Genomic DNA, 15625 nt, shown 5'->3' with positions numbered 1-15625 from the left:
ACCGATCGCGACCCCGACATCGGCACCCTCACCTGGACCACCGCCGCCGGACGCACCTACACCACCCACCCCAAAGACTGGCTGGAGCATCATCGGGCGACGCACTCATCGGCCGATCCCGACCCGAGCGACGCGAGTGGAGATCCGGCGCGCGACCCTGCGGTCGAGCAGTCATCAAGGCCGCCGGGCGGGCGCCCAGGCAGCCAGCGCCCGCATCACAGTCGAGCTCGCGACGAACCGCCGCCGTTCTAGCCGTTCCACCGCCGTTCCACGCCGTTCCTGGGCGTCACACGCCATACCAAGCCATCCAGAACCGATCTCATCGACTCGAAGCCGGTCTGGCTCTTGTCCCGATCCTGCCCGTCTGACAACGTCGTCGTCATGGACACCGGCAGCGCCGACCTGCACGGCTGCACAGTTCTCGTCACCGGCGCGACCGGTGGGATCGGCCTCGCCACCGCAACCGGGCTCGCCGCGCTCGGCGCGCGGGTCGGGATCGTCGGAAGGTCGTCGACACGGCTGAGTGATGCCGTCGAATCCATCTCTCGCACAGCGCCATCCGCTCAGGTGGACACCTTCGAGGCCGACCTCTCAGCCCAGTCGGAAGTCCGCGCCCTGGCGGCCAAGGTGCGAGCGGCATACCCCCGACTCGACGTCCTGGTGAACAACGTCGGCGGCTACTGGGCCCACCGGCACGTCACCGCCGACGGTCTGGAGCACACCTTCGCGCTGAACCACCTCGCGCCGTTCCTGCTCACCGACGAGCTGCGCGACCTGCTCGTCGCGAGTGCCCCCTCGCGAGTCGTGAATGTTGCGTCGGCCGCCCAGGCCCTCGGCCGGATCAACTTCGACGACCTGCAGAGCGAGCGGTCCTACAGGGGTCAGCGGGTCTACAACCAGAGCAAGCTCGCCAACGTCCTGTTCACCTACGAGCTCGCTCGCCACCTCGAAGGCACCGGCGTCACCGCGAACGCCCTGCACCCAGGCGTCGTGGCCAGCGGCTACGGACGTGAGGACTCGGGTGTCGTCATGAAGTACCTTCAGCCCCTCGGCACCCGGTTCCTCAAGTCGCCCGAGCAGGGAGCCGAGACCCCGATCTACCTGGCCAGCTCACCCGAGGTCCAAGGCATCAGCGGACTCTACTTCGTCAACCGCCGGCCGAAGCGGTCCTCCAAGGCCAGCTACGACCGTGACCTCGCGCGCCGGCTCTGGGACGTCAGCACCCAGCTCACGGCAGCTCACCCGTAGCCGCCGATGCCCGGCCAGCCCTTCGTGCTGATGTACCAGACCGCCGACGTCAGGACGACCACGACGAGCAGCGAGAACAACAGCCCACCCGCGACCGGGAGGAACCACCCCGGGGCTCGCCGCGACCGCACCGCCACCACTTTGACGACGACCGCCCCGAAGACCGCACAGCCGAGCACCCCGTGGACCATGGTCCGCAGGGGAACCGGCGTGCCGTTGTGGAACGAACCCGTCTCCAGACCGAGGGCCCACAGGCAGTCGTAGGCCACGAGGATCGCCAGGACCACGGTGATGGTCCCGAGGACGCGATGCGTCGGGCCGACCCACCCGGGCGCCGTGATCCCCAGCTTGCCGTACATGAGCAGAGCGCCGAGGAGCTGCAGCAGCACGAGCACCCCGATCACGCTGGTGAGCACGACCTTCATGTCGATGACGCTGCCGAATCCCAGCGTGATGGCGCCGTCGAGCTTCGGGTTGTGCACCTTCCCGAAGACCCCGAGCAGCAGGGCGACGACCGCCCCGACCGCAAACGCCGTCAGTGGGACAGCCACGCTCCTGGGCGCATCCGTGTCCGCCATGGGTCCAGGATCCTCCGGGCCGGTTCCGCTCGGAGCCGTTTCGGAAGTGGTCGCCGGACTACTCTGGTCAGGCATGACCGATATGCCCCCTTCCGAGACCACGAACCTGGACCGCTACGGCGACCCGCCGCTGGACTGGGACCGCGCCAGGGAGGCGATGTCGGGGCTCGCCTCCCCCGACTTCACCTACTTCCTCGGCACGTCACGGCGTGACGGCACGCCGCACGCGGCAGGCATCGGCGCCCAGTGGCTGGACGGCGACCTGTACTTCACGAGCAACCTGTCCGCCCGCAAGGCCCGCGACATCGCGGAGCGCGCCGAGTGCACGATCTCGGTCCGCCTCCCCGGGATCGACCTGGTGCTCGACGGCTTGGCCGCACGCGTCGACGACCCGGAGACCCTCGAGCGGGTCGCGGCATGCTTCCGCGAGGGCGGATGGCCGGCCCAGGTCGAGGCGGACGCCCTGACCGCGCCGTTCAGCGCACCGAGCGCCGGGCCCGCACCGTGGCACCTCTTCCGGTTCACCTTCCACCAGGTCGTCGGGGTCGCGACCACCGAGCCATATGGCGCGACACGATGGCGCTTCCAGCGCTGAGGCCCAGGGGCACAGGGGCCCAAAAAAGTCACGCTGGTCAGACGTCGATCCTCAGGTACACCGTGACCGAGTCGTCGAGCTCGAGTCGCTCGGCTCGCCGCACGGCATCCTTCACCGGCACGAGGAACCTCCCATCCTTGGGAAAGAGCGACGTCGTGAACTCCGTCGACCCGATGCGTGCCGTCACAGGGATGACGCCCCACCCGTAGGTCACCAGAGCCTTGAGGTCCTCGATCTGTTCCGACTCGGCATCAGGCACCGCGACGAAATGAAACGGTGACGGCCCCTTCCAGAAGAAGACGTCTCCGTCGAACTCGAAGTCCATCGGCTCAGAATAGGGACCGCGCCACGCCACGTCTCGCCCGATTCCTCGGCTGGCGACACCTGCATTACCTACGCTGTGACCATGCTGCGTGGTGCGAGGCGCGCTCGCCCGGTGCGATGAACGCCGGCACGTCGGACACCTCGGGTCGGCCTCGCCTGCGCTCAGACTTGTTCGCCCCGCCACCGGGCAGCCCCGGCGCCCCCACGAGGCGAGCCCCGGCGGCATACCTGCGGCTCCTCGTTCTGGTCGCGGCTGCGTACTACCTCGGTGCCAGGCTGGGTCTCAACCTCTCGCTCGTCGACCGCAACGTGACGCCGCTGTGGCCACCTACTGGCGTCGCCGTCGCGGCCTTCCTCATCTTCGGTCGGTCGCTCTGGCCCGCGGTCGCTGTCGCTGCCTTTGCGATCAACCTTCCGATCAGCACGGGTGTCCTCGCGGCGCTCGTCACCGCCGGCGGCAACACCGCCGCCCCGCTGGTCGCGGTGCTGCTGCTGCACCGCGTCGGCTTCCGGCGGCAGCTCGACACGCTGCGCGACGCCCTGGCGATCGTGTTCCTCGGAGCCCTCGTCAGCATGCTCGTCAGTGCCTCCGTCGGGGCGGCCACGCTGGCTGTGTCCGGCGGGATCGCCACCTCCGAGCTGCCGAGCGCCTTCGCCGTGTGGTGGACCGGCGACGCGATGGGCGTCCTCGTCGTCGCGCCGTTCCTGCTGTCGATCCCGCTGTTCCGGGAGGAGCAGCGGTGGACTATGTCGACCTGGTTCGAGGCCGGAGCCATCCTGGTCATCACGACAGCCGCGAGCCTGTGGGCGGCGACGTCGCACCTGACGATTCTCTTCCTCGTCCTGCCCGTCGTCGGCTGGGCCTCGTGGCGGCTCCAGCTGCGCGGCGCGGCCCCCGCCGCCCTCATCGCCTCGCTCGTCGCGACCTGGGCGGCCGCCCACAAGAACGGGCCGTTCGCGGGGCGAACTCTCCTGGAGGAGATGTTCACGCTCCAGGCGTTCAACGCCTGCGTGGCCCTGACCTCCTTCCTCTTCGCTGCCCTGGTCAGCCAGCGCATGCGAACCGCGGCAGACCTCGCCGTGGCAGCAGCCGAGCTGGAGCAGCGCGTCACCGAGCGCACCGCCGAGCTGTCGGCGCTCAACGAGCTCCTCCTGCGTGAGATCAAGGAGCGGTCCGAGGCGCAGCATCAGCTGAGCCAGGAGGAGGCCCGCGCGCAGCGCGAGCACCAGATCGCCGAGACCCTCCAGCGCAGCCTGCTTCCCGAGCGGATCCCCCGTATGCCGGGTGTCGCCCTCGCGGCCAGGTACGTCCCAGCCTCGGCAGACGTGCAGGTCGGGGGTGACTGGTACGACATCGTGCAGCTGCCCGGCGGTCTCATCGGCCTCGCGATCGGTGACGTCGCCGGCCACGGTCTGGCTGCGGCCGCAACGATGGGTCAGCTCCGGATGGCGCTGCGTGCCTACGCGCACCAGGACCCGGCGCCGGCGTCGGTCATGAGCGGCGTGCACCAGCTCGCGAGCCAGCTGCCGATGCCCGAGATGGCGACGCTGCTCTACCTCCTCTACGACCCGACCACCCGTCAGCTCCGTTACACCAATGCCGGCCACCCCCCTGCCCTCGTCTTCGACGAGAAGCGCAGCACCTTCCTCAGACGAGCCCTCGGCCCGCCGATCGGGGTCACGGCTGACCCCAGCTATCTGGAGGCCACCTACGACCTGCCCCCAGGCGCGACGGTGCTGCTGTACACCGATGGCCTCGTCGAGCGCCGCGGAAAATCCATCTGGGCCGGACTGGCGCGCCTACGCAGCGAGGTCGAACCCACCGCAGCCCCGCAGGACGTGGATGTGCAGGACTCGACGGACCTCGACGCGCTCTGCGACCGGCTGCTCTCGACCCTCCTCGACCAGCACCACGTCGCCGACGATGTCGCCCTCGTTGCGATGCGGCCGCAGTCGTCTGTCGGCGGTCCGTTGCACATCAATCTCCCCGCTGAGGCGCGGATGCTCGCTCACATGCGCGTCGCCTTGCGACGCTGGCTTCGTGAGCTCGACATCGCCGGATCCGACGTGAACGACGTCCTGGTGGCCTGCAGCGAGGCGTGCTCGAACGTCGTCCAGCACGCCTACGGCCCCAAGCCCGGCGACATGGACGTGTCGGCCAGCCTCGACGGCGAGTCGCTCGAGCTGGTCGTGCGCGACACCGGCCGCTGGCGCCCGGCGGCCGGGCGAGGCGGAGGGTGGGGCCTGCAGCTGATGCGCGCCCTGATGGACTCCGTCGAGGTGAAGCAGGCCCCCGAAGGCACGGAGGTGAGGATGCGGCGCCGCGTCCAGATCGGAGAAGGCACATGAACGACCTTGCCCGGGTCGAGGCACGCGACGTCGTCGGCGCCCGCCTCGTCCAGATCATCGGCGAGATCGACCTGTCGAACGCCACCGACGTCATGGATGCCGTCACCCGAGCCATCCCCGACGACACACCCCTGGTCGTCCTGGACCTCAGCGGCACCACCTACCTCGACAGCACCGGGATCGAGATGATCTTCCGGCTGGCCGACCGGCTGCGCCTGCGCCGGCAGGACCTGCGCCTCGTCGTGCCGCCGAGGGCCCCGATCCGCGCGGTCCTCGAGCTGACCAAGGTCGACCACGCCATCCCGATCCAGGACTCGATCGTCACCTCGACCGACGACTGACCGCCAAATCAAGCGCCGGATCCGCGGGGTTCAGGCCGCCGACCGTCCGGAACACGTCCTAGCGTGGCGTCATGACCACTACCGGGATCCCGTGGGAACCGCCCGTCGCAGCCAGCGAGGCCGAGCAGCTCATCGGCTCGCTGGACCGGCTCCGGACCACCTTCCGCTTCAAGGCCGACGGGCTCGACTCGGCCGGCCTCAACACGACCCTCGCCACGTCGACGCTCACACTCGGTGGACTGCTCAAGCACCTCGCCGCGATGGAGGACTACGCCACCACGCACAAGCTGGCGGGCGAGCCGCTCGGAGCGCCGTGGGACGCCTTCGGCTGGGACGGGTCGAACGACTGGGAGTTCGATTCGGCCGCCGACGACACCCCGCAGCAGCTCTACCTGCTCTACGACGGAGCGGTCGACCGGGCTCGCGCGCGGATGGCCGCGGCCCTCGCCGACGGCGGGCCCGACCACGTCGTCCACGCCTCCGATGACCGGGGACACGCAAACCTGCGCCGACTCGTCCTCGATCTGATCGAGGAGTACGGCCGGCACACCGGCCACGCAGATCTCATCCGCGAGGCCGTCGACGGCCGGGTCGGCGAGGACCCGGACCCCGACTGGCGCCCCCAGTCAGGCCACTTCCGGTTCCACGCCTGACCGGCACCCAGCCCTCCCACACCACAACACACCACAACACGCCGGACCACGCGGCACACACGCCGCACCACACCGGGCAGTCGCAAACGACGACGGCTATAACCGTCACAGGTTTGCGGCTACCCGGTGTGTTGTGAGGCGGGCGTGGGACGATGAGGCGGCCACAGCGGCATACCGACGGAGCGAGCACATGGCACAGGACCCGATCGCCCACGGCTTCCTCACCGAGCCCGAGATCACGCCAGAGATCCAGGCGTCCTACGACAGCGACGTGACCGACCACGGCTACGTCATGAACCTCACTCGGGTCTGGGCCCATTCGCCGACCGCGCACGACAAGCTGTTCGGCCTGGTGGCCGACGCGGTCGAGCTCGGCGGCCTGACGTTCCGACAGCGCGGCGTCCTCATCGCCGCGATGGCCTCGACGGTCGGCGACTCCTACTGCTCACTCGCGTGGGGCAACCGCCTGGCCACGGCCGCCGGAGAGGACGTCGCCGGCGCCGTGCTGCGCCACGAGGACGAGCCCCTCGACCCAGCCGACCGCGCCCTTGCCGTATGGGCTAGGACCGTCGCCCGCGACGCGAACGACACGACCGCCGCCGACCTCGAGCCGCTGCGCGAAGCCGGGTTCGACGACCAGCAGATCTTCGCGATCACCCTCTTCGTCGCGCTCCGCCGGGCCTTCTCCATGGTCAACGACGCCCTCGGGCCGCAGCCCGACCGGCAGCTGCGCGACGCCGCCTCCGCGCCCGTCAACGACGGCGTCACCTTCGGACGTCCGGCCGCCGACACGCTGTCCTGAGGTGGTTCGGCGCGCGTCACGCCTGGACCGACGAGCGAAGCGAGCGCCAGCGAGCCAGTCGAGGAGGGAAGGCGTGACGTCAAGGCGCGCGGGACACGGCGAGCGGAGCGAGCCCATGTAATGGTTCGGCGCGCGTCACGCCTGGACCGACGAGCGAAGCGAGCGCCAGCGAGCCAGTCGAGGAGGGAAGGCGTGACGTCAAGGCGCGCCGAACACGGCGAGCGAAGCGAGCCTATGTAATGCCGGCTAGATCGTCTGGGTCGCGACGCCTCGCAGGAGGGCGAGGTAGTCGTCCGTGGCCCGCGCACCCGACAGCGGGGCATACCCGTTGGCCAGGACGAACGGTGTCGCCGTGACGCCCATCGACCGCGCGACCTCCTCGTCGGTGCGCACGTCGTCGGCGTACTCGTCCGATGCCAGGACCGCTGCAACCCGCCGCTCGTCGAGCCCGCACTCGGCGCCGAGGCGCTGCAGCACCTCGTGGTCGTCGATGGGCAGCCCCTCGCGGAAGTGCGCCGCGAAGAACCGCTCGGTCGCGGCGGAGCGAAGGTGTGGACCTCCCAGCTCGGCCGCGAGTGCACACAGCCGGTGCGCGTCGAAGGTGTTGGCCCGGACCGCCCGGTCCCAGTCGAAGACGATGTCGTCGGCCACCGCCACCTCGCTCGCGTGCGAGTTCATCAGCCGCCCGGCATCCGCGTCGCCGCCGTGCTTGGCGCCGAGGTGGTCGGCCACCGGCACCGAGCCGCCCACCGGCAGGTCGGGGTCGAGCTCGAACGAGCGCAGCCGCACCGTGACGTCGTGCGGGCGCTCGAACGCGGCGATCGCGTGCTCGACGCGGCGCTTGGCGATCCACGACCACGGGCACACGAGGTCTGCCCAGAACTCCAGCTCGACGAGTGTCGTGGACTCGGCTGCAGGCTGGTCGGTCATCAGATCAGTCAACCATGGCCGTCGGGGAGCCGCCGGACCGCGCCGGCCCGAAAAGCACTGCGCCCCCACCGTTCCCGGTGAGGGCGTGAGCGCATGTGGAGGGGGAGATCAGAATCGGCCGTACCCGGACGGGGTCGTCCAGATGGAGTGGTTGCCGATCGTGGTGCCGGAGTGCTGCGCGTCGATCATGCGGCCCGGGCTCACGTAGATGCCCACGTGGTATGCCGGGTAGCCGAAGAAGACGAGGTCGCCCGGCTGCGGGTTGCTCACCCGGGTGGCGGCGGCCTGCTGCTGCGAGGCGGTGCGGGGGATCGAGATGCCGGCCTGGCGGTAGACGTACGACGTGAAGCCGGAGCAGTCGAAGCCCGAGGGGCTCGATCCGCCGTAGACGTAGGGGATGCCGAAGAGCGACTGCGCGATCCCGACGATGCCGGAAGCGCTCTGCGTCGGGTTGGACAGGGCGGTGCGGGCCGTCGAGCGGCTCGCACGAGCAGCTTCGGTGCGGCGCTCGGCGGCGACCTTGGCGGCCTTCTCGTCAGCGCGGGCCTGCTTGACCTGGATGTCCTCGATGACGACGGGCCTCACGTTGGCCGGCTTGACGCTGACCTTGGCAAAACCGATGGAGGACAAGGCATTCGACGCCGTCAGCGTGCCGGTCTGAGGACCGACGGCCGAGGGCGCTGCGACGACGCTGCTCGCACCGTCGGCTGCGTTCGCGGGGTTCGCGAACGTTGCGACGAGGCCACCCGAGGCCGCCACGATCGCGGCACCCTTCACGGCTGGCTGAGCAGACTCCTTGGCGATCATCTTGAGCTCGGAGATCGCGTTGAATCGACCGGGTGCGCGGTGGCGACCGGGAACGTTCTGAGCCACGTTTGACCTCTCGACGCCTGCGAGGTGAGCTGTCGGGTTCGGGCTGGAGGTACTGCCCGGCCTTCGCTCGGACCGGTTGGTCCGTTGGAGGGCTTCACCCCAAGGACGTCTCACGACGCCCGGGTAGGTGGGTCCCCCGCTCCTGCCATGCGGTTTCGTGCTGAGCCCCGGATCGATGGCAGGACTAGGCGATTCGACCCAAGACACTTGCCCGACGGGGAGAGCAAGCGACGCCCACCGTACCCAAGTCCGGAGGGCTTGTCACCCTGTGGCTCACGAAAGTCAAAAGATTTACGAACTGATGCGGACGATCTAGCCCACAACGCCACAATTCACCCGCTGTGATCCGGACATAACGTGACGACGCCGCCACGGACCGAGGACCCGTGAGAGCACCCCCGGACGACCCGGCATACGGCCCCCGAGGGCGCCGCGAGAGGCTCCCGAGGAACCTTTCTCGCTCAGGCGGCCTGGCAGTAGACGTGGACCGCGACATCCTCCGGGAGCGACACGGCCGTCTCGGCCGCGCTGCCTTCGCGGACAGCCACGACGCGGCCTCCGTCACGGACCACCTCGACCCGAGCGCCCGGCACCACCCCGGCGCTGGTCAGCAGCGCGAGCGCCTCGGGGTCGACCTGCACCGGCTCGCCGATGCGGCGGATCGTCACGATCGCCGGCCGGTCCGTGACCACCAGCGTCAGGGCGGTGAGGCCCGTGAGGAAGTCCTCGTCCTGCTGCAGGCCGAGCTCCTCGAGGCCGGGGATCGGGTTGCCGTAGGGCGACTCCAGGCCCTCGCCGATGAGGCCGAGGATCTTGCGCTCGACCTTCTCGGACATGACGTGCTCCCACCGACAGGCCTCGTCGTGGGCGTACTCCCACTCGAGCCCGATGACGTCCACGAGCAGCCGCTCGGCCAACCGGTGCTTGCGCATGACTCGCGTCGCGAGCAGCCGGCCGTGGTCGGACAGCTCCAGGTGGCGGTCTCCCGACACGGCCACGAGGCCGTCACGCTCCATCCGGGCCACGGTCTGCGAGACCGTGGGGCCGGAGTGGCCGAGGCGCTCAGCGATCCGGGCCCGGAGCGGCACGATGCCCTCCTCCTCGAGCTCGTAGATCGTCCGGAGATACATCTCGGTGGTGTCGATCAGGTCCGTCACGGTCATACCTTCTCAGAATCGTCAGGCGTCAGGGAGCACCCGCAACGGGGCTCCGGGTCGGGTCGTGCCGAGGGACCCACACACGCAGCCACCCTGCCCCGACGAACGCTCCGAGGCCGAGGACGACCGACGAAGCGCCGAGGGACATGATGGCGGTCAGTGCTGACAACGTCAGCGGCCCCGCCGCCCTTCCCAGGTCGGCGAAGAGCCGCCAGCCGCCGAGGAACTGGGACCGGGCGTGCACCGGCGACGCGTCGGCTCCGAGGGTCATGATGAGGCCCGCCCCGAGCCCGTTGCCGATGCCGAGGACGGTGGCGACCGCCGTCACCGCCACCAGCGTCGTCGCGAGCGGCAGCAGGAGCATGCCGACCCCGAGCACGATCATGCTCGGCACGGCGGCGGCCACTCGGCCGAAGCGGTCCATGAGCCATCCGGACGGGTAGAACAGCGCCATGTCGATAGCCCCGGCGACGCCGAAGACGAGTGACGTCTGCGCGGGCGACAACCCGACCGACTCGGCCCACAGCGGCACGACGGCCTCCCGGATCGCGCGGGCCCCGGCCACCGCCATGGCGCCGGTCCCGAGCGTGAGCAGGACGTGCCGGTGTTCGAGCAGGACCGACATGACCGAGCGGTGCACGTGCCCCACGGGCAGCAGGTGGGACCCCGACGTGATGTCGGGCGCCACGAGCACGAGGACGAACGCCGCGATGCTCGCACAACCACCCACGACGTATGCCGCCTCGATCCCCCACCGCGCCACGACGAACGACCCGGCGAACGGGCCGAGGAACGAGCCGATCCGGCTCACGCCGCCGAGAGTCGACAGCGCACGGGCTCGCATCGCGACCGGGACCGCTTCGGTGAGGTAGGCCTGCCGGGCGAGGCCGAAGAGGGACCCGGCCAGGCCGATGATGAGCACGCCGGCGAACAGCATCGCCAGTCCCCCGGCCAGCGCCGCGACGAGCATGCCGACCGCCTCGACCACTGCCGCGACCAGCAGGGCCCGGCGCTCGCCGATGCGGGCCGCGAGGGCCCCGGACGGGAGGTCGCCGACCAGCTGTCCCACTCCCAGGGCCGCGACGAGCAGGGCCGCGAGTCCGACCGAGGCCCCCAACCCGCGCGCCGACACGGCGATGATCGGTGCGACCGCGCCGGCTCCGATGGATCCGAGCAGGGTCGGCCCGTACGCCGAGAGTGCGACCGCGCGCAGGCTCTGGCGTCGGTCGCCGGCGCCCGTGCCTCCCCGAATCTCGGTCACGCCACAGGACCCTAACGATTGGGTTTCTGCGGTGGCTGCCCCGACCAGCCGACGAAACCATAGGCACGTGACCTGGATCCAGCGGGCGAGCAGACCGCGGGCGGTGGAGGTGGCGGTGGCGGCAGATGCCCCCGCGACCACCTTCCGGCTGCTCGCGGGGGTCACCGCTCGGCTGCGCGCCGGAGCGGCGCCGATGGGTGGTCAGGAGACCCTCGGACCAGACCACGAGGACGGCTCCGTCGATGGTACCGACCGCCCACGGACCCTGGCCCTGCTCATGCTGGGCGCGGCGGCCGCGGCGCTGCTGGTCTCCCTCGGTGCGCCGATCGCCACCGTGGTCATCGGGTTGGTCCTCTTCGGCGTCCTGCACAGCTTCCTCGAGATCCGCTACCTCACCGGGCGGTTCTCCAGCATCCTCAGCCGGTCCTTCCTCGAGCTGCTCGCGGCCCTCGTGACGTGCGTAGTCATCTGCCGCCTGCTCGTCCCGGTCCTCGGCCGGCCTGCCGAGCTCGCCGAGATCGCGCTCGGTTACGCGGTCCTCGCGGTCGGCGCCCAGCGTGGGCTCTCGGGCGGTCGCAAGGTAGCGGTCTGGGTGGCGCTCGTCCCGGCGGCCGTGGCGTCACTGGCCTGGCCGGCATACCACGTCGTCGTCCTTGCCCAGCTGCACGGCCTCGTGCCCCTCGTCTTCCTCTGGGAGTGGACCACCCGCATCCGTTCGGTGACCAGGCGCCGCCTGTTCCGGGCGGCGCAGGTCCTGTGGGCCATCGGGGTGCCTCTGGTGATCCTGCTCGGCGCGTTCGACGGCTGGCTGTCGGCCGACCCCGGCATCGTGCGCAGCCTCGTCGGCGACGGCGCCCACGTGGTTGCGGCAACTGCGCCGCCGGGCGAGGTGGGCACGCTCGTGGGCCTGCGACTCGTCACGGTCTTCGCCTTCCTGCAGACGATGCAGTACGTCGTCTGGGTCGCCTTCATGCCGCGCTATGCGCAGGACGCGTCGGCGGCCTTCGAGGCGCGGGTGCCGTGGCTCACGGGAGCTCGGCTGTGGGCGGTCGGTTTCATCGTCGCCGCCCTCTTCGCCGTGATCTTCGTCGTCGACTACACCCAGGGACGCACGCTGTATGCCGCCCTGGCGAGCTACAGCACGTACCTGGAGTTCCCGGTGCTGCTCGCCTTGCTCGTGGGTGGCTACCGGCTGGGCGACGCGGCTGCGAGCGGCGGCGACGGAAAAGGCCTTGCCGCCCCGTTCGGACTCGACGTACGGTCGAGGGACTGAGCCAAGAAGGGAGGTGGTCCGAGAAGTGATTTCTTCCGGGACGTGTGAGGTGGCCACGCGCTAGTCGCGTCCACCACCCTCACCCAAGGATGAGGCAGGGCAGTCCGGTCTAGAACGGGCTGCCCTGTTCCCTTGCCCGCACCCTGTGGCCAGCGAACGCAGCGCTCGCGCCGGGTCTGGGGGTCAGGGCTGCAGGCGCGATCGCGTCCAGGCGGCGGCGTCGGCCAGGTCCCCGTCGCCCTTCCGGCGGAACACGATCCGGTCGTGCAGCCGGTTGGCGCGCCCGGCCCAGAACTCGACCTCGTCGCAGACGACCCGCCAGCCGCCCCAGAAGTCCGGCACAGGCACGTCGTCGGCGGAGCCCGTGTCCGGGAACCGCGCCATCGCCTCGGCCCACTTGCGCTCGAGCTCGGCCCGGTCCGCCGCCGGCCGCGACTGGTCCGACGCCCACGCGGACAGGCGGGCGCCATAGGGCCGAGTGGCGAAGTACGCCTCGACCTCGTCGCGCCCGACCGGCACAGCGGCGCCGCGGAAGCGGATCGCGCGGTAGAGCGCCGGCCAGGTCAGCGCCGCGGCGATGCGCGGGTTGGCTCGGAGCTCCAGGCTCTTGCTCGACTCCAGGTTCGTGACGAACCCCGGCCCGCGCTCGTCGAAGAAGCGCATGAGCACGGTGCGGACGTTCGGCGCGCCGGTCGCATCGGCCGTGGCCACCGACAACGCCGTCGGCTCGGCCACGTCGTCGCGCTGGGCGGCCTCGGCGATCGCGGTGTCGACCCAGGCCCTCGCCTGAAGGTACGGAGACGCGGCGACCTCCGACTCCGCCAGGCCGTCGCCCGCGTAGTCGTGTCGGGGCAGCAGAGGCCTTCCGGGAGCCGTTCCGTCCATGCGTTCAGACTAGGGTGGAGGCAGCCCGGGCGGACGCGGGCCTTAAGGAGTTCGACGGATGGCAGGCAAGGGCAAGGCCGCAGTGACGGTCGTCAAGCTCGGCGTCAAGTACGGCCCCCAGATCTGGATCGCCACCCAGGCGCTGCACGGGCCGGCGAAGGAAGCCGTCAACAAGGCCGTCTCGAGCGAGCGCGCCCGGCGCCAGGCGATGGCGCACGCGAAGTCGCTGGCCGACGGCAGCATCCTCAAGGTCTACAAGGGCGACGAGGCGCTGTGGGTCGTCTTCAGCGGCGACGAGACCGTCACCGTCTACCCACCCACGGATATGCCGCTCAGCGTTCTCATCGAGCGGGCCGACCTGACCAAGCGGATCCGTCCCGAGGACAAGCTCAAGGCGCGGGACCGCGCCAAGGATGCCGCGACCGCCGCGCTGCGGCGCGCCAAGCCGAACCAGATCAACTGACCTCGCGAGCCCCCCGGGTCGATGTATCAGCGCGCGCCATGCGACGCGCAGATACCTCGAATGGGGGGCTCGAGCAGTCAGTCCGCGATCGCTATCCCGAGCTCGGCTGCGAGAGCGTCGGCGAGGTCGATGACCTGCGGCCGGCTCAGGGTCGCGCCCTTGAGCCCGGCCAGGCCACGCGGCGCCCGCAGCGTGGCCCCCGACAGGTCCAGACCGGCATACTTCCCTCGGCCGAAGGTCGGCTCGACGAGGGTGCAGCCCTCGAAGGTCAGCCCGGCGACCGTGGCCTCGGTGAGGTCGAGCTCGACCACGACGCAGTCGACGAAGGCCACGTCCTTGAGGCTGGCGCCGCGCAGGTTGAGGAAGTCCACCTTCCCGCCGCGGACGGTGACGTCGCGCCAGGTCGAGGCCCAGGCGGACACGGCGGCCAGGCGACAGCCGTCGAGGGTCGTCTCGACGAGGCTGGCGTCGGACAGCGCCACCCCGACCCCCTGGACGCGCTCCCACTCGCACTCGGACCAGCGCGACCCCTCCAGGTGCGTGTCGTCCAGCCGGCAGCCGACCAGCGAGCACTCGAGGAACGTCGCGTTCTCGGCATGTGCCCCGGCGAAGTCGGTCTCCTCGAAGCGGATCGAGTCGTGGTGCTGGAGGCTCGAGACGTACAACGGCTCGGTGAACGCGGTCTGGTCGGCAGCGGACGGCATACGTAAGAGTCTGTCAGCAGCCCCCGACGCGACGGGATCACCCGGATGCGACTCCTCGAATCGACGCACCCAGGTCTTGCCGACGCAACCCTGCGGTCCGTCCACAGGCGCCGCGCAGCTCAACGCGGACGGCGAGCCGATGCCGCGACGATGGCCACATGGATCTGAGCCACATCGCCAGGCGGGAGGTCTTCTCCGCCGCTTGGGCGCGCGAGCACGGTCTCGACTCCGACGCCATCGCCCGGGCAGTCGCTGCGGGACGCGCCCATCCCCTCTTCCGGGGTTGGTATGCCGTCCGCCCGCCTGTCGACGACGTGGACTGGAACCGACTGGCCGCTCGAGCGGCGTACCTGCACTTCGACGGCAGGGCCATGGTGAGCAACCAGTCCGCTCTGTTGTGGCACAGCCTGCCCGTGCTCTATGCAGACCTTCGCACGATCCATCTCACGAGGACGATCCCGGGATCATCGCGCCGTCGGAGACCGGTCGTGATCCACCGCGCCCTCCCTGGGCTGCCGGTCGCCGATCGTGTCCCCGCTGCTGTCGCGATCGTGCAGGCCGGCCTGACGGGCCAACCGCTGACCGCCCTTGTCGCCGCCGACGCGGCCCTTCACGAGGGCAAGGTCGACCGGGCAGAGCTCGACGCTGCCCTCGAGCTCCTCGCCCGCCATCGTGGAGTCTCGCCGGTGCGGGCGTGCCTTCGTCACGCAGACGCACGCACCGAGACGCCCGGCGAGACGATCCTCGGATACCGGCTCCGCCAGCTCGGATGGGACATCGAGCCTCAGTTCGAGGTGGTCACGGAACACGGCCCGAGGTTTGCCGACTTCCGGATCAAGGGCACGCGGGTGCTTGTCGAGTTCGACGGCAAGGTCAAGTACCGGGGGGACCGCGGCGTCGACGTGCTGTTCAGCGAGAAGCGGCGCGAGGACTCTATACGCCGCCAGGGCTGGTTCTTCGAGCGGTTCGTGTGGGCAGAGGTCGACGATCTCGCCCTGATCGATCGCCGGGTCCGTGAGACGGTGACCGTCGCCGCTGCGGCGTGAGCTCGGGACGCGACGGGATCACCCGGATGCGACTCCTCGAAGCGACGCACCCAGGTCTTGCCGACGCTCGCGGCTGGGCGCTCGACGAGTCCGGGCCCGCGTGACTCCGATGAGATGACCGACGAGATGTGGTTGTCCACACA

At 70.4% G+C, this 15625-nt stretch carries 17 protein-coding genes, 1 pseudogene and 1 riboswitch; of the genes and pseudogenes, 10 read left to right on the top strand and 8 right to left on the bottom strand.

All coding sequences use genetic code 11. The features are described 5' to 3' along the window. A pseudogene (locus tag ACYVLP_RS07310) lies at positions 1–252 on the top strand (hypothetical protein); the annotation flags it as partial. Between the two features lie 129 nt (positions 253–381). Continuing rightward, positions 382–1248 (top strand): SDR family oxidoreductase, encoded by an 867-nt coding sequence (locus tag ACYVLP_RS07305; protein WP_460626669.1) that lies wholly within the window; start codon positions 382–384, stop codon positions 1246–1248. Here the strand turns inward: ACYVLP_RS07305 and ACYVLP_RS07300 are convergent. Continuing rightward, on the bottom strand, positions 1239–1826 hold the full coding sequence (locus ACYVLP_RS07300; protein ID WP_460626668.1) for a DUF6529 family protein: 588 nt from the start codon (positions 1824–1826) through the stop codon (positions 1239–1241). The two genes, ACYVLP_RS07305 and ACYVLP_RS07300, sit on opposite strands and share 10 nt — an antisense overlap. A 73-nt stretch (positions 1827–1899) precedes the next feature. On the opposite strand from ACYVLP_RS07300, the gene ACYVLP_RS07295 reads away from it, so the two are divergent. Beyond that, complete coding sequence (locus ACYVLP_RS07295; RefSeq protein WP_460626667.1) at positions 1900–2421, top strand: pyridoxamine 5'-phosphate oxidase family protein; 522 nt, start codon at positions 1900–1902, stop codon at positions 2419–2421. Positions 2422–2458: 37 nt separating this feature from the next. On the opposite strand, the gene ACYVLP_RS07290 is transcribed toward ACYVLP_RS07295, so the two are convergent. Beyond that, on the bottom strand, positions 2459–2746 hold the full coding sequence (locus ACYVLP_RS07290) for a DUF1905 domain-containing protein (RefSeq protein ID WP_460626666.1): 288 nt from the start codon (positions 2744–2746) through the stop codon (positions 2459–2461). A 116-nt stretch (positions 2747–2862) separates the two neighbouring features. Between ACYVLP_RS07290 and ACYVLP_RS07285 the strand changes: the two genes are divergently transcribed. The 4 genes from ACYVLP_RS07285 (at position 2863) to ACYVLP_RS07270 (ending at position 6890) form a co-directional block, all read left to right on the top strand. After that, positions 2863–5094, top strand: a complete 2232-nt coding sequence (locus ACYVLP_RS07285) for an MASE1 domain-containing protein (RefSeq protein ID WP_460626665.1) — start codon at positions 2863–2865, stop codon at positions 5092–5094. After that, positions 5091–5435: an STAS domain-containing protein gene (locus tag ACYVLP_RS07280; protein ID WP_460626664.1), complete on the top strand. Its 345-nt coding sequence runs from the start codon at positions 5091–5093 to the stop codon at positions 5433–5435. The genes ACYVLP_RS07285 and ACYVLP_RS07280 overlap by 4 nt, the downstream gene beginning before the upstream one ends. 71 nt (positions 5436–5506) lie before the next feature. Next, positions 5507–6088: a mycothiol transferase gene (locus ACYVLP_RS07275; protein ID WP_460626663.1), complete on the top strand. Its 582-nt coding sequence runs from the start codon at positions 5507–5509 to the stop codon at positions 6086–6088. 190 nt (positions 6089–6278) lie between these two features. Continuing rightward, positions 6279–6890 (top strand): carboxymuconolactone decarboxylase family protein, encoded by a 612-nt coding sequence (locus ACYVLP_RS07270; RefSeq protein ID WP_460626662.1) that lies wholly within the window; start codon positions 6279–6281, stop codon positions 6888–6890. 246 nt (positions 6891–7136) lie between these two features. Here the strand turns inward: ACYVLP_RS07270 and ACYVLP_RS07265 are convergent, their stop codons facing one another. The 4 genes from ACYVLP_RS07265 to ACYVLP_RS07250 form a co-directional block, all read right to left on the bottom strand. Further along, a complete protein-coding gene (locus tag ACYVLP_RS07265) occupies positions 7137–7820 on the bottom strand; it encodes a DsbA family oxidoreductase (RefSeq protein ID WP_460626661.1) in 684 nt (227 codons plus the stop codon). Between the two features lie 108 nt (positions 7821–7928). Next, positions 7929–8693 (bottom strand): C40 family peptidase, encoded by a 765-nt coding sequence (locus ACYVLP_RS07260; protein ID WP_460626660.1) that lies wholly within the window; start codon positions 8691–8693, stop codon positions 7929–7931. A gap of 2 nt (positions 8694–8695) precedes the next feature. Continuing rightward, a riboswitch (cyclic di-AMP (ydaO/yuaA leader) is annotated at positions 8696–8857 on the bottom strand. 297 nt (positions 8858–9154) lie between these two features. Next, positions 9155–9850: a metal-dependent transcriptional regulator gene (locus ACYVLP_RS07255; RefSeq protein WP_460626659.1), complete on the bottom strand. Its 696-nt coding sequence runs from the start codon at positions 9848–9850 to the stop codon at positions 9155–9157. Positions 9851–9878: 28 nt separating this feature from the next. Beyond that, a complete protein-coding gene (locus ACYVLP_RS07250) occupies positions 9879–11111 on the bottom strand; it encodes an MFS transporter (protein WP_460626658.1) in 1233 nt (410 codons plus the stop codon). A 67-nt stretch (positions 11112–11178) separates the two neighbouring features. On the opposite strand from ACYVLP_RS07250, the gene ACYVLP_RS07245 reads away from it, so the two are divergent. After that, on the top strand, positions 11179–12384 hold the full coding sequence (locus ACYVLP_RS07245; RefSeq protein ID WP_460626657.1) for a hypothetical protein: 1206 nt from the start codon (positions 11179–11181) through the stop codon (positions 12382–12384). 183 nt (positions 12385–12567) lie between these two features. Here ACYVLP_RS07245 and pdxH read toward each other — a convergent pair whose 3' ends face one another. Further along, on the bottom strand, positions 12568–13269 hold the full coding sequence (gene pdxH, locus ACYVLP_RS07240; protein WP_460626656.1) for a pyridoxamine 5'-phosphate oxidase: 702 nt from the start codon (positions 13267–13269) through the stop codon (positions 12568–12570). Positions 13270–13327: 58 nt separating this feature from the next. On the opposite strand from pdxH, the gene ACYVLP_RS07235 reads away from it, so the two are divergent. Continuing rightward, entirely contained in the window at positions 13328–13732 is a 405-nt protein-coding gene (locus ACYVLP_RS07235; RefSeq protein ID WP_460626655.1) for a hypothetical protein, read from the top strand. A 77-nt stretch (positions 13733–13809) separates the two neighbouring features. Here the strand turns inward: ACYVLP_RS07235 and ACYVLP_RS07230 are convergent, their stop codons facing one another. Next, a complete protein-coding gene (locus tag ACYVLP_RS07230; RefSeq protein ID WP_460626654.1) occupies positions 13810–14436 on the bottom strand; it encodes a pentapeptide repeat-containing protein in 627 nt (208 codons plus the stop codon). Positions 14437–14594: 158 nt separating this feature from the next. On the opposite strand from ACYVLP_RS07230, the gene ACYVLP_RS07225 reads away from it, so the two are divergent. Continuing rightward, positions 14595–15482, top strand: a complete 888-nt coding sequence (locus tag ACYVLP_RS07225; RefSeq protein WP_460626653.1) for a hypothetical protein — start codon at positions 14595–14597, stop codon at positions 15480–15482. Positions 15483–15625: the final 143 nt, after the last annotated feature.

This window comes from Intrasporangium mesophilum, from assembly GCF_054783095.1.
Note: the sequence above shows the minus strand (reverse complement) of the source record. Positions and strands in the feature narration are given on the sequence as shown.